The sequence below is a fragment of the Pseudomonas sp. PB103 genome, from assembly GCF_009764635.1.
GTDB lineage: Bacteria > Pseudomonadota > Gammaproteobacteria > Pseudomonadales > Pseudomonadaceae > Aquipseudomonas.
On record NZ_RWIL01000019.1, the window covers coordinates 100,340 to 118,397 of the forward strand.

Annotated in this window: 21 protein-coding genes; 11 read left to right on the forward strand and 10 right to left on the reverse strand. The window is 59.7% G+C overall.

The window, feature by feature from the left end; all coding sequences use genetic code 11:
* Positions 1–157 precede the first annotated feature (157 nt).
* Both EJA70_RS03890 and gstA read right to left on the reverse strand, forming a co-directional pair.
* Entirely contained in the window at positions 158–538 is a 381-nt protein-coding gene (locus EJA70_RS03890) for a RidA family protein (protein WP_158829783.1), read from the reverse strand.
* Between the two features lie 144 nt (positions 539–682).
* Positions 683–1,294 (reverse strand): glutathione transferase GstA, encoded by a 612-nt coding sequence (gstA, locus tag EJA70_RS03895; RefSeq protein WP_158829785.1) that lies wholly within the window; start codon positions 1,292–1,294, stop codon positions 683–685.
* Between the two features lie 110 nt (positions 1,295–1,404).
* Here gstA and EJA70_RS03900 point away from each other — a divergent pair, with 110 nt between their 5' ends.
* Together EJA70_RS03900 and EJA70_RS03905 are read left to right on the forward strand one after the other, a co-directional pair.
* Positions 1,405–2,292: a transcriptional regulator GcvA gene (locus tag EJA70_RS03900; protein ID WP_178116830.1), complete on the forward strand. Its 888-nt coding sequence runs from the start codon at positions 1,405–1,407 to the stop codon at positions 2,290–2,292.
* 134 nt (positions 2,293–2,426) lie between these two features.
* Positions 2,427–2,660 (forward strand): YceK/YidQ family lipoprotein, encoded by a 234-nt coding sequence (locus EJA70_RS03905; RefSeq protein ID WP_158829789.1) that lies wholly within the window; start codon positions 2,427–2,429, stop codon positions 2,658–2,660.
* Positions 2,661–2,675: 15 nt separating this feature from the next.
* Here the strand turns inward: EJA70_RS03905 and EJA70_RS03910 are convergent, their stop codons facing one another.
* Positions 2,676–2,885 (reverse strand): hypothetical protein, encoded by a 210-nt coding sequence (locus EJA70_RS03910; protein WP_158829791.1) that lies wholly within the window; start codon positions 2,883–2,885, stop codon positions 2,676–2,678.
* Between the two features lie 45 nt (positions 2,886–2,930).
* Here EJA70_RS03910 and EJA70_RS03915 point away from each other — a divergent pair, with 45 nt between their 5' ends.
* Complete coding sequence (locus tag EJA70_RS03915) at positions 2,931–3,476, forward strand: NADAR family protein (protein WP_158829793.1); 546 nt, start codon at positions 2,931–2,933, stop codon at positions 3,474–3,476.
* A gap of 92 nt (positions 3,477–3,568) precedes the next feature.
* The gene (locus EJA70_RS03920) at positions 3,569–3,754 is read left to right on the forward strand and encodes a YceK/YidQ family lipoprotein (RefSeq protein ID WP_238552702.1); all 186 of its coding nucleotides are present in this window, start codon (positions 3,569–3,571) and stop codon (positions 3,752–3,754) included.
* Positions 3,755–3,769: 15 nt separating this feature from the next.
* Here the strand turns inward: EJA70_RS03920 and EJA70_RS03925 are convergent, their stop codons facing one another.
* A complete protein-coding gene (locus tag EJA70_RS03925; protein ID WP_158829795.1) occupies positions 3,770–4,132 on the reverse strand; it encodes a hypothetical protein in 363 nt (120 codons plus the stop codon).
* A gap of 358 nt (positions 4,133–4,490) precedes the next feature.
* Between EJA70_RS03925 and EJA70_RS03930 the strand changes: the two genes are divergently transcribed.
* The gene (locus EJA70_RS03930; RefSeq protein ID WP_158829797.1) at positions 4,491–4,736 is read left to right on the forward strand and encodes a hypothetical protein; all 246 of its coding nucleotides are present in this window, start codon (positions 4,491–4,493) and stop codon (positions 4,734–4,736) included.
* Positions 4,737–4,809: 73 nt separating this feature from the next.
* Positions 4,810–4,962 (forward strand): hypothetical protein, encoded by a 153-nt coding sequence (locus EJA70_RS03935; protein ID WP_158829799.1) that lies wholly within the window; start codon positions 4,810–4,812, stop codon positions 4,960–4,962.
* Between the two features lie 46 nt (positions 4,963–5,008).
* Here the strand turns inward: EJA70_RS03935 and EJA70_RS03940 are convergent, their stop codons facing one another.
* The 6 genes from EJA70_RS03940 to EJA70_RS03965 all read right to left on the reverse strand — a co-directional run bounded on the left by EJA70_RS03940 (position 5,009) and on the right by EJA70_RS03965 (position 12,321).
* Complete coding sequence (locus EJA70_RS03940; RefSeq protein WP_158829800.1) at positions 5,009–5,968, reverse strand: EamA family transporter; 960 nt, start codon at positions 5,966–5,968, stop codon at positions 5,009–5,011.
* 229 nt (positions 5,969–6,197) lie between these two features.
* A complete protein-coding gene (locus EJA70_RS03945) occupies positions 6,198–7,214 on the reverse strand; it encodes an XdhC family protein (protein ID WP_158829802.1) in 1,017 nt (338 codons plus the stop codon).
* Positions 7,215–7,225: 11 nt separating this feature from the next.
* Positions 7,226–8,578, reverse strand: a complete 1,353-nt coding sequence (locus tag EJA70_RS03950) for a cytochrome c (RefSeq protein ID WP_158829804.1) — start codon at positions 8,576–8,578, stop codon at positions 7,226–7,228.
* A gap of 17 nt (positions 8,579–8,595) precedes the next feature.
* Positions 8,596–10,845, reverse strand: a complete 2,250-nt coding sequence (locus EJA70_RS03955; protein WP_158829806.1) for a xanthine dehydrogenase family protein molybdopterin-binding subunit — start codon at positions 10,843–10,845, stop codon at positions 8,596–8,598.
* Positions 10,845–11,300, reverse strand: a complete 456-nt coding sequence (locus tag EJA70_RS03960) for a (2Fe-2S)-binding protein (RefSeq protein ID WP_158829808.1) — start codon at positions 11,298–11,300, stop codon at positions 10,845–10,847. Before EJA70_RS03960 ends, EJA70_RS03955 begins: the two co-directional genes overlap by 1 nt.
* Before the next feature lie 88 nt (positions 11,301–11,388).
* Complete coding sequence (locus tag EJA70_RS03965; protein WP_158829810.1) at positions 11,389–12,321, reverse strand: AraC family transcriptional regulator; 933 nt, start codon at positions 12,319–12,321, stop codon at positions 11,389–11,391.
* Positions 12,322–12,553: 232 nt separating this feature from the next.
* On the opposite strand from EJA70_RS03965, the gene EJA70_RS03970 reads away from it, so the two are divergent.
* The 5 genes from EJA70_RS03970 to EJA70_RS03990 all read left to right on the forward strand — a co-directional run bounded on the left by EJA70_RS03970 (position 12,554) and on the right by EJA70_RS03990 (position 18,054).
* Positions 12,554–13,753: an MFS transporter gene (locus EJA70_RS03970; RefSeq protein WP_158829839.1), complete on the forward strand. Its 1,200-nt coding sequence runs from the start codon at positions 12,554–12,556 to the stop codon at positions 13,751–13,753.
* A 315-nt stretch (positions 13,754–14,068) separates the two neighbouring features.
* A complete protein-coding gene (locus EJA70_RS03975; RefSeq protein WP_158829812.1) occupies positions 14,069–15,199 on the forward strand; it encodes an alkene reductase in 1,131 nt (376 codons plus the stop codon).
* Between the two features lie 154 nt (positions 15,200–15,353).
* Complete coding sequence (locus EJA70_RS03980; protein ID WP_158829814.1) at positions 15,354–16,304, forward strand: LysR family transcriptional regulator; 951 nt, start codon at positions 15,354–15,356, stop codon at positions 16,302–16,304.
* A gap of 267 nt (positions 16,305–16,571) precedes the next feature.
* Positions 16,572–17,087 (forward strand): sigma-70 family RNA polymerase sigma factor, encoded by a 516-nt coding sequence (locus tag EJA70_RS03985; RefSeq protein WP_158829841.1) that lies wholly within the window; start codon positions 16,572–16,574, stop codon positions 17,085–17,087.
* Positions 17,074–18,054, forward strand: a complete 981-nt coding sequence (locus EJA70_RS03990; protein ID WP_158829816.1) for a FecR domain-containing protein — start codon at positions 17,074–17,076, stop codon at positions 18,052–18,054. The genes EJA70_RS03985 and EJA70_RS03990 overlap by 14 nt, the downstream gene beginning before the upstream one ends.
* Positions 18,055–18,058: the final 4 nt, after the last annotated feature.

Below are 18,058 nucleotides of genomic sequence, written 5' to 3' on the forward strand. Positions count from 1 at the left end.
GCGCCGAATCGCGTGCTCGGCACGCCCGTGCTGCCCGATGGCACCGAGCATCTGTAGGAGCTGCGGCACGCTGCGATCTTTTGACCTTTTCAGATCAAGATCAAAAGATCGCAGCCTCGTTTCACTCGGCAGCTCCTACAGGGGCTGGAGTGGTGGGTCAGGCCTTGGCGGCCATGGCGGTGACTTCTACGCGCATGCCTTCAACGGCCAGGGAGGCTACGCCAACGGCGGCGCGTACCGGCCATGGTTTGGCGAAGAAGCGCTTGTACACTTCGTTGAACGCAGCGCGGTCGGCCATGTCGGTAAGGTAGATGGTCAGGTGCATCACGCGATCCATCGAGCTGCCGGCGCGCTCCAGGGCAACCTTCAGCGCCTGCAGCGTGCATTCGCTTTGCAGGGTGATATCGCCCAGTTCCAGGCTGCCATCGGCATGGGTCGGAATCTGTGTGGACATCATGATCCCGTTGAACGTGGTGACGTCCGAAGAGATGGAGTCCGCGTCCGGATCGGGAGTGAACGTGATGTCTTGGTTGGCCATGGGTGATCCCTTGTGTGAGCGACTAAGAATCGCGCCAGTTTACAGATTCCCGGCGGACATGGCCCGTTTGCCCATTCGGCATCCTGTTTCTACGCGTAATGGGTGACGCAGTCGCCACGGCTGCACAGAAGGTCTAGCGCTTGATCAGACGGGCTGCGTCGCCGCTTCTGCCGCCATGGCCGCAAGGACGCTGGGCCGGGCGGCGAGGCGCTGCATGTAGGCAGCGAGCGCAGGCCAGTGTTCGATGTCGATGTTGAACGTCGGCAGCCACGTCAGCACGGTAAACAGATAAGCGTCAGCCACCCCGAAGGTGCCCATCAGGTAATCCTGATCAGCGAGCGTGCGGTTGAGGTAGTCCAGGCGCTTGAACAGCTTGTCCTGGAAAATCGTTTTGACCGTGGGCGGAATCTGCGCATTGAACAGCGGGGCGCTGGCGCCATGAATTTCCGTGCTGATGAAATTCAGATGTTCCTGCAAGCGTGCGCGCTCCCAGGTGCCGTTTGCCGGAGCCAGCGTGTTGCCGGGGACTTGATCGACGAGGAACTGCACAATCGCCGGGCCCTCCGTCAATACTTCGCCATTGTCCAACTGCAAGGCTGCGACGTAACCCTTGGGGTTGATCTCTCGAAAGTCGCGACCATCGGCGGTGCGTTTGCTTTGGTTATTGACGCGAACCAACTCGAAGGGCAGACCCAGTTCCCGCAGCACAATGTGCGGCGACAACGAGCAGGTCATCGGGGCGAAATACAGTTTCATGGCGCTTCCTTGTTGAGGGCAGGCCGCCAGAATCTATTGCCGCCGAAGGATTCGCAAAGGTCATTTATGCTGCTAGCGTATGACAAAATCTCATGAGTAATGGATTGCCAATGGTTGATCGACTGCCCTCGTTAAATGGATTGCGAGCCTTTGAAGCGGCAGCTCGCCACATGAGCTTTACCAAGGCTGCCGATGAGTTGAACGTCACGCAAACCGCCATCAGTCATCAGATTCGTCGACTCGAAGATGAGTTGGGCGTGCAACTGTTTCTGCGGCTCAAGGATGGGCTGACGCTCAGTGAGCACGGGCAGGCTTATTTGCCCGGCGTGCGCGCGGCGTTTCATGAACTGCGCTATTCGACGGAGCAACTGTTGGCGTCGTCTAACAACAGCGTGCTGACCATCAATACGTTGGTGTCGGTGGCATCGAAGTGGTTGCTGCCGCGGCTGCCGTCGTTTCAGCAGGCGTTTGCCGATATCGATGTGCGGGTCAGCGCCTCCACTGACCTGGTGGATTTTCGCAAGGGCGGCATTGATGCGGCGATTCGTTATGGGCGCGGTGACTGGAAGGGCTTGCGCGCCGATTTTCTGATGTCTGACGAGATTTTTCCGGTGTGCAGCCCGGCATTGCTCAATGGCTCAAAAGCCTTGAGCGTGCCGGCGGATCTGGCCCATCACACCCTGCTGCAAGTCAGCGGCGTGACCACTGATGACTGGGGCACTTGGCTCAGTGCAGCTGGTCAGCCCGCACAATTGGCCGCTGGACCTCGGTTGACTTTCGACCTGGCGATGATGGCGGTGCAGGCTGCGATTGACGGGCAGGGCGTGTGTATCGGGCGTTCGACTTATGTGGATGATGACTTGCGCGCGGGTCGTCTGGTGGCGCCGTTTGATCTGCGCTTGCAAGACGATCTGGGCTTCTATCTGGTAACACCCCGCGAAACCGCAGAGACGAAAAAGATCGTGGCTTTCAGGACTTGGCTGTTGGCGCAGCGGTAAAACAGCGGGGCTTTTGTATAAGCGGGTGAACAAGCAGTTCAAACCTTCCGTGCGGCGGGTTGATTGCACGGGTGACTCGCGCATGGCACCAGCGTCTATGCAACTCTGCGGTTCAGAAGTAATAAGGACATTACGTGTTTCGAACAGCCATTCTGTTGGCCCTGATCACTTTGAGCGGTTGCGCCGCGACCGCCACGCGCATGGATTACATCCATCGATGCCCCTACATCGGCGTTCGCTTTGATTGGTGGCTAGTTGAAATTTCCAACGGCACAGTGATTCCCTTTGTGCTAATCGACGCGCCGTTTTCCTTGGTAGTCGATACGCTGTTTTATCCGTTCGAGTATCAGTACAGTTGCAATCTCTGAACGCATCGCACGGGCTTAATGCAGCGTGACAACCCTGCGACTTTCGCCAATGCGTATTCTGTCGAGCGCCCGGTTCAATGCATCAAGGGCGTCGAGCAGTGCTTTGGCTTCGGCCTCACGACCGTCGCCCCAAAGACGTTCGGCCATTTTGTTCAAGGCCTGGATGGAGCGCTCTATGTCAGCCGCCGTGGCGGCCTCTTTACTGACGGGCTGTTTCTTCGTCATTCGTGAATCCTTCTTACATCAACTCTATTCGCCGAGGAGGCATCATTGCACGACTCTAAATATCTGGACGATCTTTGCAGCCGGTTCAATGCGGGAGAACCCCTGGAGTTTGTTTTTTTCTGGGGCCACCAACGCAGTAAGAAAGGCGTCAGCGCTTCGTGTTTCAGCCAATGGTACGAAGCCGAATTCACTGTCGACGGGCAGCGCTACCTGACCGCCGAACATTTCATGATGGCTGAGAAAGCCGCGCTGTTTGGTGACGAGGACATTCGCGCGCAAGTACTTCAGGCGCCGACGCCCAATGCCGCCAAAGCACTGGGCCGCAAGGTGCGTGGGTTCAACGAGCAAGCATGGTTGGAGCAGCGTTATGCAATTGTCGTACGGGCCAATCGGGCGAAGTTTGCGCAGAATCCTGAGCTGAATGCGTTTCTCAAGGACACGGGTTCACGGATTATTGTCGAGGCCAGCCCGGTCGACAGCATTTGGGGCATCGGCCTGACCAAGGACGATGAACAGGCCAATGATCCTAATCGGTGGAAGGGGCTGAACTTGCTCGGGTTTGCACTTATGCAAGTGCGTGACGAGAACTGATCGGTCAGGTGACTTGCCGCTTGCAATAGCGTCTACAGCCACCACACTGGAAGTAATAAGGAAGTTACGTGCTAAGGAAGTTCTTGTTGATTGTGGCCATCTCGCAATTGAGTGGCTGCGCATGGATAGCTGCCAATGCCCTCAGTCCCATTACCTGCTTCAACGGCACGAAAGCCGAGTTCGAAGACATGATGCCCTTGGTAGGGCCGCTGATTATTATCGACTTGCCCTTTACCCTGGTGGCCGACACGCTTTCGGTGCCGGCGTGTTTGATGTAGGTCTGCTCTGGCGGGTTACGCGTCCGGTGGCACATCGTCCACGGTGATCGGGTCACCTTTATGTAACGCAGAACATTGGGCGGAATTGTAGATGCCAACGAGCACCACGTCCTGATCGTGTCTGGACATTGATTTCAGATTCCACTTGGCCTTGATTTCGTCGTGCATCTGCTTTGTTTCGGCCACTGATGGCTTGTAACCGCTCTTGGCCGATGCCCAATTGGCGTGGTCAGCGATCACGTCAATCATCTGCGGCTTTCCCACCAACTTGGCGGACATTGAGCACTCGAGGATATTTTTTATTTCCTGTTTGCCGGCATCATCCGAACACGCAGTGAGTAAACCTGCCGAGGCCAGGACGATAAGTAGTCTTTTCATGCGGGTCTTCCTTGAGAGGTGGACAGGATGGCGTTACCGTCCTGCTGGCTTAGTCGCGTTGGGTATCGGCGTGTTGTCGTCGAACTTGATTTTGCGGGTTGAAAAATCATCCCCATCGCCTTCAGCTCATTGCCGAACGACGCGAAGATTCATCTCTTTGTAGGAGCTGTCGAGTGAAACGAGGCTGCGATCTTTTGATCTGTTCTTTAAAAGATCAACGTCAAAAGATCGCAGCGTGCCGCAGCTCCTACAGGTGGGCGAGTGCGTCATTCCAGGCCTTGACGACAGAAACCACCCGGTGTGGTGAAAAGGCGTTTTACGTTAAGCTGCGGACTTTATCAGCAAAGGGAGTTGAGTCATGTTTGCGCGAATCATTGTCGGTGTTTTGATCGGCCTGGCAGCCGGTCTGTTTCTGAGTGGAAAATTTACCTTCGAGGAAAAGACGCATCAGATCATCAAGGTTTTTATCGCCATTGTTGCCATCGCCTTTATCGCTTCTTCTTTCATGTTCGGCGCAATGTTCGGGGTGCTGGCAATTATCGAAATTGCCGGTGGTTACTTTGCATACACCAAGTTGGCGCAAGGGCGCATAGAGAAGTCTTGAAGTCTCTTGGGCCGCAAGCTGGCGAACATCAGCGATGCTACAGTTCTACCTCCAATAGCGAAGGAATCGCACAATGGCAGTGAAAACGTTTGTCTTCAGCCTGAAAACCAAGAGCGGCAACGGCATGAGTAATGTGCTGCAGAACGGCACCGATCAGAGAGACGCTGAGCGCAAAATCCTCGAGAAATATCCGGGCGCAACCATTCGCGAAGTCCGCCAGCAGTGATGATAAAGCCCAGCCACTGGCTGGGCTTTATCCTGTTGAGCAATTCTCACGCCACAGCTTTGGCCTGCGCCTTGATAGCTGTTTTGCGATACGTCAGCAATACGATGCCGGTGACCACAATCACTCCGCCCAGAATCTGCCCCGCACTGAGCATTTGATCCAGCACCATCCAGCCCATCAACAACGTCGCCAGTGGCTCGATGTTCATCACCGGCGCATTGCGTGGCATGTCCAGCCGCGGCACGGAAATGAACAGTACGATAAATCCCGTGCCGTACAGCACCACCAAAGTGGCGAGGGCCAGCCATCCGGTTGCGGTCGCGGGCAGGTTCAGTCCGCCTGGCAAGGCGCCGGTCAATCCCGCCAGATTGACGCTGCTGAAGACGATGAAAATGGTCAAGAGACTGCGCGCCGAGCCCCGTACCTGAGACAACTTGTGATCGGTGATCCACAGCGCGCACGCGAACACGCTGGCGGCGCAAAACGCGAGCGCAATGCCCAGCCACCAATGCGTCCCGACCTGGGTTGCGTTCGACAGACGCCCCGGGACATCCAGCACAAACACCAAGCCCAGCAGAATCAAGGCCATCAGCGCCGCGGTGCGTGCGGTGGGTCTTGGGCCGCCCGTGGCCCAGGTCAGCAAGGCCAGCAGGATCGGAAACACGTTGGCCACCAGCACCGCCACCGCCACCGGGACGCGCGCGACGGCAGAGTACAGGCACAGGCTTTGCGCGGTAATCAGCAGACCCAAGAGCAATTGCCAGCGCCAGGCACCTGCCGGCAACCGCAGGCTTTGTCTCTGCCACAGCACCAGGATGGCGAGCACCAGCAAGGTCCCGCCAGAACGCAGCAAAATCGCCAGCAACACGCCCGCGCCATCATCAAAAGCGACCCGCGCCGCCACATGATTACCGGCGAACGCACAGCCCATGCACAACAGAATGATCACGGCGAGATGGCGGGGGAAGGGCGGCGGTAGGGTTGGCGCGGAGACAGGGCGGGACATGGCAGCTCTCAAACGGTGCCAAGCCACTGGGTTTGGCGGGTGGGTTTTTATTATGTTGTCGTACAACCTCGTCGATTTTTACCGCATTTATTTAGGGTCGGCAAGCGGGTTTCTGAAGTGGTGCTGCTAATTTAAGGGGTTTGGTTGTTTTCGCGGGTGCCGATGAACGCGGTAGAGATCGTATGACTTGAGGTTTGCAGCGCTTCGTCTGTCAAAGACAGATCTGCGATCAGGAGACCGCAGACTCAACGGAGTGCTTGCCCTGGGCAACGCTAAGCTCACTCCGCAAGCTCGCCCCATTCTTCGCCGCCAGAATTTCGGCCATCACGCTGACGGCGATTTCCGCCGGTGTCTTGCTGCCGATGTAAATGCCGATCGGTCCGTGCAGTCGTGCGAGTGAGGCCTGGGTCTGGCCAAAGTGCTCGATCAGGCGTTCGCGGCGCAGTTGGCTGTTGCGCCGCGAGCCGATAGCGCCGATGTAGAACGCCGGGCCATGGAGGGCTTCGAGCAGCGCCAGATCGTCGAGTTTGGGGTCATGACTCAAGGCGACGATGCAGGTTCTGAGATCGACCGCGAAGTCGCGGACCACGTCATCGGGCATGCCAACGATGCGCTCGACGCCGTCCACCGCCCACGTCTCGATGTATTCCGGACGGGGATCGCACACCGCGACCTTGAACCCGTTGAACAACGCCATGGTGGCCAGGTACTCGGCCAGCGCGCCGGCTCCGATCATCAGCATCCTGTAACCCGGTCCCAGCGTGTTGAGCATCCGCTGGCCGTCGAAACTGAACTGCTCCGGCGTCACCGTGGGTTGCAATGTGATTTGACCGGACGCCACGGCAAGGCTGCGACGCACCAGTTGTCCGGCATCCAGATGGGCCAACAGTTGATCCAGCGATTGCCAGCAGGGGTTGAACTCGAGGACCAGTTCAAGCGTACCGCCACAGGGCAAGCCGAAGCGATGCGCCTCATCAGCACTGACGCCGTAACGCACCACATCCGGTGCGCTGTCGCTTAAGCCGGTGCCCCCATGGGCGGTGGTGTAGCGATGGATCAGATCGTCCTCGATGCAGCCGCCGGACACGCTGCCGACCACGCGACCGTCGTTACGCAAGGCCATCATCGACCCTGTCGGACGCGGTGAAGAACCCCATGTACGCGCCACGGTGGCGAGCAGTACACGCTCGCCAGCGGCGAGCCAGTCCCGCGCCGTGCGCAGGACCAGCAAGTCGATGCTTTCCATCACACTCTCCTCTAACGCATGTGCAGGATGATCGGGCTGCTGCTGGCCGGATCGGTGTGTTCACGCAGCTTGGCAACCGTCTGCGCATCCACATCACCGCTCTGATTGCCCCAGGTGCTGCGCATGAAGGTCAGCACTTCGGCAATCTGCTGATCCGACAACTGCTCACGGAAGGCCGGCATGCGATAGGCGTCCGGCACCCCGGCAGCGACAACACGCTGCGAACCATTGAGGGTGATGTTGATCGCCGAGGCGCTTTCCTTGGCCAGTGCAGAAGTCGCGCCGGCCAGCGGTGGCATCCATTGCGCTTGGCCTTTGCCGTCCAGACCATGGCAGGAAGCACAGCGCGTCACGTAGGTATGAGCACCGGACGCGTCCAGACGTTCCGCTGCCGAAACCGCCTGATACTGCCAAGGTGCGCCATCCCGCTCGCGATCCCCGGGCAGCGACTTCAGATAACGGGCAATGGCCGTCAGATCGTCATCGCTCATGAACTGCGTGGAGTTGTTGAACGCTTCGGTCATCGAACCGTAGACCACCGCATGTTTATTGCGACCGGTCTTGAGGAACTGCACGATCTGCGCCTCGCTCCAGCGGCCCAGGCCGGTGTTGTGATCATCACGCAGGCTCGGCGCGTACCAGCCATCGAGCAAGGCGCCGGCGAGGAACGGCGCAGCGGATTCATCCAGTGCCTTCTCGTTGAACGCCAGGCCGCGCGGGGTATGGCAACTGCCGCAATGCCCGGCGCCCTGAACGAGGTAAGCGCCGCGGTTCCACGTTTCATCCTGCGACGGTTTGGCGGCATACGGTTGGGCATCGACAAATACGCCGTTCCACAGTGCGATCGGCCAGCGCAGGTTCAGCGGAAAGGGAATGGCACTCGGGATGTTCGCCTGTTTCACCGGCGCCACGCCTTTCATGAAGAACGCATACAGCGCCCGCACGTCGTCATCGCTGAGCTTGGCATAGGACGGGTAGGGCATCGCCGGGTACAGACGGCGACTGTCGGGTGCCACGCCATGGCGCACGGCGCGGTCGAAGTCCGCGAGGCTGTAGTGACCGATACCGGTTTGCGTGTCCGGGGTGATATTGGTCGCATGGATTGCGCCCAGCGGCGTGGCCATTTCCAGGCCACCGGCAAATGGCGCACCGCCCGGCACACTGTGGCAGGCCACACAATCACTGAGCCTGGCGACGTATTCGCCCCTTGCGATCAGTGCCGGGTCGATGTCGGCCACCGCCGTCTGATGGTTTTCGAGAGGCGAGGCGGGCTCGCGAGTGACATACCAGGCCAGCAGGCCTGCCGCGACCAGGCACGGCACTGCCAGCCAGCCAGCGGTTCTTGCGAATCGGCTGTTATTCATGAACGCTCCGGCGCTGATCAGGTGAAAGTGTGTCGGCTCATGGGCAGGCTGCGCACCCGCTGACCGGTTAGCCTTGCCACCGCGTTAGCGACGGCGGGTGCGACCGCTGGCAACGGTGGTTCGCCGATGCCACCCATTTTTTCTCCACTCTCGACCACACGCACGTGTACCCGCGCCATCCGCGCAGGCGGCAGGATCGGATACAGGTCGTAGTTGCGCGCCCGGGGTTTGCCATCAATCCACACGGCTTCTTCCACCAGCGTCTGCGACAGTCCCAGCGCCACGGCGCCGTTCACCTGAGCCTCGACAATCGCCGGGTTGACGATGCTGCCGGGATCAATTGCCTGCCAGATGTCGTGTACCTTGACCTGGCCGTTCTCGATGGACACCTCGGCGATCACCGCCGTCTCTGTACCAAACGGCGAAGCCATGGCCACGCCGCGCGCCCGTCGGCTGCCGTCCTCGGCGGTAAACGGTCCGCGCTTCCAGCCGCCCGACAGTTCACCCACCGCTTGCAGCAGCGTGGTCAGGCGTTTGTTGTCGCGCAACAAATGCAGACGCAAGTCGAACGGGTCTTTGCCGCCCTTGTCAGCGAGTTCATCTAGGAACGATTCATAGAAGAAGTCGTTCAGCGAGTTGCCCACCGAACGCCAGTAACCGAGCATCGCCGGGCCTTTGACGTAGATCTGCGCGATGCGTTTGTTGGGGATCGCGTAGGACTTGCCGGACAAGCCTTCAAGCGCCGTAGGGTCGAGTTTCTCCCCTTGCTTGCCGGCGAGGGCCTCGGTCGGACCTTCGGTGGCACTGACCGCTTCGATTGCCAGCGGCCAGCCGTCGTTGTCCAGCGCAGCGCGAAAATTCACCGCGGCAACCGGGCGGAGCACGTCACGCAGGAACTCTTCCTCGCGACTCCAGATCAGTTTGACCGGTCGGCCGACCGTTTTGGCCAGCGCGATCGCCTGAGGGTAGGGACTGGCGGAGTCGTAGAGAAAATGCCGACCGAAGAACCCACCCAACAGCGGCGAATGCAAGGTGATGCGCGACGGATCCAGCCCTGTGCGTTTGGCGATGTCGGCACGGAACATGTCCGGCGCCTGATTCGGCAGCCAGATCTCCAGCGAGCCGTCCGGATTGAATCGGGCCAGTGCCGAAGGTGGCTCCAACTGTCCGTGGTTCAGATATTGGTTGTGGTAAGTGGCGTCGATGCGGGTCTTGGTTTCCTTGAGGATCGACGCCACATCGCCTTCGTTTTCATCATCTTTGGCCGGGCCTTTATCTTCAGCGAGGCGCTTGAACCAGGCATCGCTGGAAAAGTCGGCGGGCATCGGCCGCACGTTGCTGTCGGCCGTTGGCTCTTGCCAGTCGACCTGAATCGCCTCGACTGCACGCTTGGCGTGCCACCAGCGTTCGGCGACCACCGCCACGGCGCCCGGCAGACGATGCACGGAATGCACGCCTTTCATTGCCTTGACCTGGTCTTCGTTGCGTAGCTTGCCCACCGTCATCCCCAGGCGCGGGGCGTGTTGCACGGCGGCATGGAGCATGTCGTCGACTTTCAGATCAATGCTGTAGAGCGCCTTGCCCGTGGATTTATCGTAGGCATCGACGCGCTTCACCGGTTTGCCGATCCAGCGGAACGTGCTCGGATCCCGCAGCGTCACGCTGGCGGGATCGGGAACCGGCAGATCCATCGCGCGCTCGGACAGCTCACCGTAGGCCAGCGAGCGGCCCGACTTGGCATGCACAACCTTGCCGGGCTCGGTGCTCAACTCACTCACCGGCACCCCGAGTTGCTGCGCGCCCGCCTGCAACAACATGGCGCGGGCGAGGGCGCCGAGGCGGCGCATGACCGGGTAACTCATGCGCACCGACATGCTGCCGCCGGTGATGCGCATGCCGTTGTCCATCACCACATAAGCCTCGCCGGGTGGGGCGGCTTCGACCAGGAAGGTCGCCGGGTCGGCATCCAGCTCTTCACCGACGATCTGCGCCATCGCGGTGAACGTGCCTTGTCCGCCTTCCATGAACGGGCAGAGCAGGCGCACGCGATTGTCCGGGCGGATTTCCAGAAACGCCGGGACCTGCGTGCCGCGCTCGGCACTGGCCACTGCTGCTGCTTGCACGCGTGTCGAGCCGAGCGGCAGGCCAAAGCCGAGGACCAGTGCGCCGACGGCGGTGCCGGTCAGGAAACGTCTGCGCGAAACATTGATCGGTTCGTGCAGATCAAACGCCGAGGCTTGCTGTGAAGGGTCGATACGAACGTTCATCACGCTTCTCCCTTGCCGGCAAGCTCATGCACCGCAGCGTGGATGGCGTTGTACGTGCCACACCGGCACAGATTGACCATCGCCGCTTCGATCTGCGCATCACTCGGCGTGGGGTTTTGCTTGAGCAGCGCGGTGGCGGCCATCACCTGCCCGGACTGGCAGTAACCGCATTGGGCGACCTGCAGATCGACCCAGGTCGAGACCACCCGTTTGCCCACTTCATCGTCTTCGATGGCCTCAATGGTGGTGACTTCTCGGCCGACCACACCGGCCACCGGCGTGACGCATGAGCGCACCACATTGCCGTCCACCAGCACCGAGCAGGCGCCGCATTGCGCCAGACCGCAGCCGTACTTGGTGCCAGTCATGCCCAGATCATCGCGGATCACCCACAGCAGGGGCGTATCGGCGTCGGCATCGACCTGATAGGTCTTCTGGTTGATTCGTAGTTCCATGGTTCACCCGCTTGATCATCGGTTGACGTGCTTTGTTATTAGCGGTGACACGCGGCGAGGCGCATCACCGGTGAAGCTGGTTGTTCGCTCAAATCGTTGTGGTGCCGAGCGCTTTTGCCTCAAGTGGTTGCCCACGCAGCAGCGCCATGTCACGACTTGGCGCGGTGCCGAACAGACGGCCGTATTCGCGGCTGAACTGCGAAGGACTTTCATACCCGACGGCAAATGCCGCCCGCGAAACGTCCAGGCGTTCCATCAGCATCAGCCGACGGGCCTCGTTCAGACGCATCCACTTCTGGTACTGCAGCGGACTCATGCCAGTCAGTTGGCGAAAGTGCAGGTGAAAAGTAGGCGCGCTCATCTGCACCCGCGCGGCCAGATCGTCGATACGCAGGGCAGCGGTGTAGTTGACCTTCAGCCAGTCGATGGCTTTGGCGATGCGATACCCCTGACCGTCGACGGCAGTGATCTGCCGCACCCGCGCGCCTTGATCGGTGTTGAGCAGTCGATAGTGGATTTCGCGCAGAATCAGCGGCGCCAGCACCGGGATCGCTTCCGGCTCATCGAGCAATGCCAGCAGGCGATCGAGCGCGCCTTCCAGGGCGGACGACAGGCTGCCAATCCCGGCGCCTGTCCCCGTTGATTGCTGGCGCTTGGCGGGCAAGCCACTTTTGGTGATGACCTCGGCGAGCATGCTGACATCCAGTTTCAGCACGAGGCCGACACAAGGCTGTGTGGGGCTGGCGAGCATCACTTCGGAGTTGGCGGGCAGATCCAGCGAAGTGACCAGAAACCGCGAAGGGTCATAGCTATAACCCTCACCACCGACCCACAAGCGCTTTTCGCCACGGCCCACCAGAATCAGGCTCGGTTCGATCATGCACACGGCGGGGGGCGCCGGCTGGTCGCGGCGAAACAGCGACAGGCCGGGTATGGCTGTGGCGAAGTCACCCGGTGCGCTCACGCGCGGGTCGATGTTCAACGCCAGCGTTGATTCATGGCGCGGGGAGATATGAATCATGGTCGGTCGCTCCTGTTGAGCGAACTCTAATCCGCCAGGCAGACGTTTCCTATCCATCCCCCTGCATCCTCAAAGGATCAGGCAAGCATTCAAGAGGAATGCGCTAGAGCAGCAGCGGATCGACCGGGAGAATGTGTCGAACTGTTACAGGGGCATGCCCTTGCAGGCATCCAATCGTTCCAACCCCTGCGCATCACTCCTCTACGCTTTTCGTGCAACACAGGTAGTTCTCATGACAATTGCTTCTACAGAAAAACGCGGCTGGAGCGCCGTGCTGGCCATGTCGTTGGCCGCATTCGCTTTGGTCGCTTCAGAATTCATGCCCGTCAGTCTGCTGACGCCCATTGCGGCCGATCTGCACATCACCGAAGGCCAGGCCGGGCAGGGGATTTCGGTGTCCGGTGGCTTTGCCTTGATCACCAGCCTGTTGATTGCCTCGGTCGCCGCGCGTGTCGAACGCAAGAGGTTATTGCTGTCTCTGACCTTGCTGATGATCGTTTCAGGCACGGTCGTCGCGCTCGCGCCGGGTTACCCTTCCTTCATGATTGGACGAGCCTTGATCGGGATAGCCATCGGCGGGTTCTGGTCATTGTCGGCGGCGACTGCCATGCGTCTGGTACCGCCGGAGCAAGTGTCCCGAGCGCTGGCGATCGTCAATAGTGGTAACGCTCTGGCGACGGTCATCGCAGCCCCGGCGGGCAGCTTTCTTGGCTCGTTGATAGGCTGGCGCGGTGCATTTTTCTGTGTGGTTCCGGTCGCGGCTATGGCGGCCGTGTGGCTGATGATCAGTCTTCCGTCTTTCAAGGCCGAGAAACCTCGGGCGGGCAGCGGCAACGTGCTGCGCCTGATGAAACGGCTGCCGGTTGCGCTGGGGATGGTCGCCGTCAGCGTATTTTTCATGGGGCAGTTCATGTTGTTCACGTACCTGCGGCCATTTCTGGAGGGCGTGACGGCGGTCAGTGTCTCAACACTGTCGTTCATGCTGCTGGGGCTGGGACTTGCAGGTTTTATCGGCACCTTTCTGATCGAAAGATTCATCGGCAATGGCCTCTACCGCACGCTGACCATTATCCCTTTGATCATGGCGGTCATCGCACTGGCCCTGGTGAACTTCGGTGCCTCGCCGCTGTTGACCGCATTGCTGCTCGGTCTGTGGGGGCTGGTCGCCACTGCGGCTCCCGTTGGCTGGTGGACATGGCTGGCCCAGACCCTTCCTGATGATGCCGAAGCCGGTGGCGGCTTGCTGGTGGCCATTGTGCAACTGGCGATCGCCGCAGGGGCCATCGTCGGCGGCCTGGCGTTTGATCTGAGCGGGTACAAAGCCACATTCGAGCTCAGTGCGGTCGTGTTGGTGGCAGCGTCCGTGCTTGCGTGGCTGGCGGGTCGCAGTGCCGATGAAGTTCATCTTGCCGGGTCGAACGCGGCAGCCTGACGAGTCCGTGTGCCGGCTTATTTTGGCGATTTTAATTCGTGCATCGGCGAGTCCTGTGGCCATGGCTAATGCTCATCGCTGAACGCAAGCTCTGTTCGAATGGCGCCATACAAAATGGCGCCTGCGATGCAAAGCCGTTGCTGAAAAAGCAATAGTCATTTGCGATTCCGCCGGATTGTTGCCGCCATCCCCCGAAGTTAGCATCGGTTCATCGTTGCAACTCACCAGGCCTTTGGCGCGAGTTCGAGACAGTCCGCATCGTCAACCTGTCGCTCCGCTGATCGTCATTACTCTCGATCTACTTCGGATACTCCAATGTCGACACTCTTCAATGAATTGCGCCTGGGCGACACCACGCTCAAAAACCGTATCGTCATGGCGCCGCTGACCCGTTCGCGTGCCCCGCATGACGCCGCCGATGAACGCGTGGCGTTGTATTACGCGCAACGTGCCACTGCAGGCTTGATCGTCAGTGAGGGCACGCCGATTTCCCGTGAGGGTCAGGGTTATCTGTTCAACCCAGGTATCTTCACTGCCGAGCAGATCGCTGGCTGGCGCCTCACTACCGACTCGGTGCATGCGGTGGGTGGCAAGATGTTTGCGCAGATCTGGCATGTCGGTCGCGTCTCGCATCCGTCGATTCAGGACGGTGGAAAATTGCCGGTGAGCGCCACGTCGAAGCGAGCAGTCGGCGCGACAGCGTTCGGTTACGACGCTGACGGCAAGCCGGCGCTGGTAGAGCCGCCGGCGCCACGCCAACTGGAAACGGCCGAGGTTTCGCGCATCGTCGGCGAGTTTGCGCAGGCTGCGGAAAACGCGATCGAGGCGGGTTTCGATGGCGTGGAAATTCACGGCGCCAATGGTTATTTGTTCGAGCAGTTCATGAACCCGCTGGTCAATGATCGAACCGATCAGTACTCGGCGGATCAGTTGGAAAATCGTCTGCGCTTTACGCTGGAAGTGATCGATGCCGTGGTTGCGCGGATTGGCGCGGGCCGGGTCGGTATTCGTATTTCGCCGTATGGCCAGTTGTTCGATATGCCGCTGTATGAGCAGATCGATGAAACCTATACCGCACTGGCAACAGAGATTGGCGCGCGGCAGTTGGCTTACGTGCATGTGATGGATCAGTCCGGGTTTCCTGCCCCGGGTACCGAGGGCGGTGGCGGCGGGCCGAAGGCAACATTCCTTGATTTGCTGTCGACCATCCAATCGAAACTGCCGGACACGGCGCTGATTCTGGCGGGCGGCATGTCGCGCCAGCGTGCGGAGGATCTGATCAGGGACGGCATCATCGACCTCGCCGCGTTCGGCACCGCTTACATCAGCAACCCTGATCTGGTGGCGCGGCTGCAAAACAACTGGCCGCTGACCGAAGCCAGGCGTGAAACCTTCTACGGCGGCGGGGCCGAGGGTTATGTTGATTACCCGCCTTACAAAGGCTAAGTAGCCGCTGAAGTATTGGCAGCCGCCACCGTTATTCGGGGCGGCTGCTTTTTCATGTCTGCTGCAAACAGCCCTGAAAAAATCTCGCGGCGGGACAAGCAGACGAAGTTCTGCTGTAGTGCAAATCAACTGTTCTCGATGATCGGAATTCCTTATGCACCTCAAAGCGCACCGGTACTTCGCCATGGTCGCCGTGACTGGAAGCTTTTCGGCGACAGCTCGGCACTTCCGCGTGCCGGCGTCCTCCGTTTCGCGATTCATCGCGGCGCTGGAGCGCGAGGTCGGTCAGCAGCTGCTGTATCGAAATACCCGTGCGGTCAAACTGACGGACGCGGGGGAGCGCTATTACCTGCAGATCCGTGAAGTGCTCGAACTGCTCGATGCCGCCGATGAGGAAATCACCGGCAAGGGGGGCGAGGTTCGTGGACTGGTGCGGATTAACGCGCCGGTTGCGTTCGGCAGCCTGCACATCGTCAAACTGTTGAATGGACTGTATGACCAGTATCCCGAGCTGACGGTCGAGCTGACGGTCACCGATGCTTTTATCGACCCGATTCAGGAGGGCGCCGACATCATTTTTCGGGTCGGACGATTGGGCGACTCTGGATTGATCGGCCGCAAAATCTGCGATCAGCAATACGTCTTGTGTGCCAGTGCAGACTATATAGCGAAGCATGGCCAACCCGCGTCGCCGCAGGATCTGCGCAATCATGCCTGCCTGGTCTACAAGGGGACCGGCGGGGCGCAGCGCTGGTACTTCAGAAAGCCTGGCAGCGACGCGGCCGAGATCATCGACGTCCACGGCCCGCTTCGAAGCAACAATGGTCAGGTCTTGGTGGAAGCCGCGCTGGCGGGCAGGGGGATCGTGTTTTTTCCGTCCTGGCTGTTCAGCCGCGAGCGTTTCGTCAGCCGGCAGCTCATTCGGCTTTTACCGGATTGGGAAGGATCGGTGGAGCAAACGCCCAGTCAGATCCATCTGCTTTCGCCGGAGAATCGTCTGCGCTCGCAGAAGGTACGCGCGGTATGGGACTACTTCATCAAAGCGATCGGCACTCCGCCTTATTGGGATGATTTGGGGGATTCTCGGGGCGCGGGTGATGTTTAGGCGTTTCAAAATTCTGACCGATTGCGGCATACCATCCTCGCACTGACCAAAACCATTTGGCCGCCGGAATGAAAGCACTTTGAAATTCAAAAGTGCTCGATGGCTAGCGTTCAAATCTTCCAAACGCCGGATGCATTCTTTCACTCCAAACCCCACGCAATGACGCCATTCGCCCGAATGCGAACGCTAGGCTCCACGTATTTGCCTAAGGCCTATCCCGTGAGTAGAATGCGATTAATTATCAATTATGTACTTTCCGGGATTCCGATGGGCAGCGACGAAACGCTAGATACTGCAGATCTGGGGCTGCTTTATCGCACCCACCACTCGTGGTTACACGGCTGGCTGATCCGACGCATTGGATGTCGCGATAACGCTGCAGATCTGGCGCAGGACACCTTTGTACGTCTGCTCAAATCGCGTCAGTCCAGCCCCTTGCGCGAGCCACGCGCCTATTTGAGCAGCATCGCCCGCGGGCTGATGATTGATCAGTATCGTCGTCGCGAACTCGAACGTGCCTACCTGGAAAGCGTCACGCTGCTGCCTCAACACGAGGTTCCCTCGGAAGAAAGCCGGCTGCTGATTCTGGATGCGCTCGAGCGCATAGACCGCATGCTCGGTCTGCTCAAACCGAGAGTTCGCCAAGCGTTTTTATTTGCCCGACTCGACGGTCTGACGTGCGCGCAAATCGCCGAAAAGCTGGGTGTTTCCCGCGCGACGGTGGAACGCGACCTGGCCACGGCCCTGCAACACTGCTATCGCTTGCGTTATGTCGAGTCGTGAGTCGCAGGCGCTGGATCCGGCCATTGTCGAGCAGGCGATCCAATGGCTGGTGCGCCTTCGCTTCAATCAGGCCGATGAACCCACACAGCGCGCTTTTGAGCACTGGCTGCAGCAGCGCCCGGAGCATGTGTTGGCGTGGCAGCGTGTGGAAACGCTTGGGGATGAATTCGCAGGCGTGCCGGTTCAACTGGCCCGACAAACCCTCAATGGCAGCAATCAAGGAATGCGCCGGCGGGAAAGCCTGAAGCTGCTGGGCCTATTGGCGACTGTTGGCACTGCAGCCTGGCTCGGCCGCGACTACACACCCGTACCCGCCATGCTTGCGCAACAACGCAGTAGCACCGGCGAGCAGCGACGCGTCCAGCTCGATGACGGCAGCCTTATCCAGCTCAATAGCGACAGCGCTGTCGACAGTGATTTCGATGCTCAGCGACGCCTGATCATCCTGCGACGTGGTGAAATCATCGTGAATGTCGGCGCGGATGAGCACTCGGCGCGCACGCGTCCCTTCTGGGTACAAACACGTGACGGGATCATGCGCGCTCAGAGTTCGCGCTTTCTGGCTCGCGAACGTGACGATGGCACACTGGTCGCGGCTCAGGAAGGGTCAGTCACGGTTTTCCCCGGCTCCAGCCAAACGCCTGCGGGCCGCAGCGTCCAGGCAGGCAATCAGTTGCTGTTCACATCAAGTGGCGCCCGCATGGTCCGGGACAACGGCCTTGATCCATGGAGCTGGGGCGACGGGGTGATCAGTGCGCGCAATATGCGCCTCAATGATTTCATCGTGGAGTTGTCGCGTTATCGTCCCGGCGTACTGCGCTGCGCCGACGAGGTCGCTGATCTCCGCGTTTCCGGCACCTTTCAACTCGCCGACAACGATCAGGTCCTGGCATTGATCGCGCAATCACTGCATTTGCACATTGATTATCGGACCCGTTATTGGGTGACCGTGACCGCTGCCACCTGAGTCC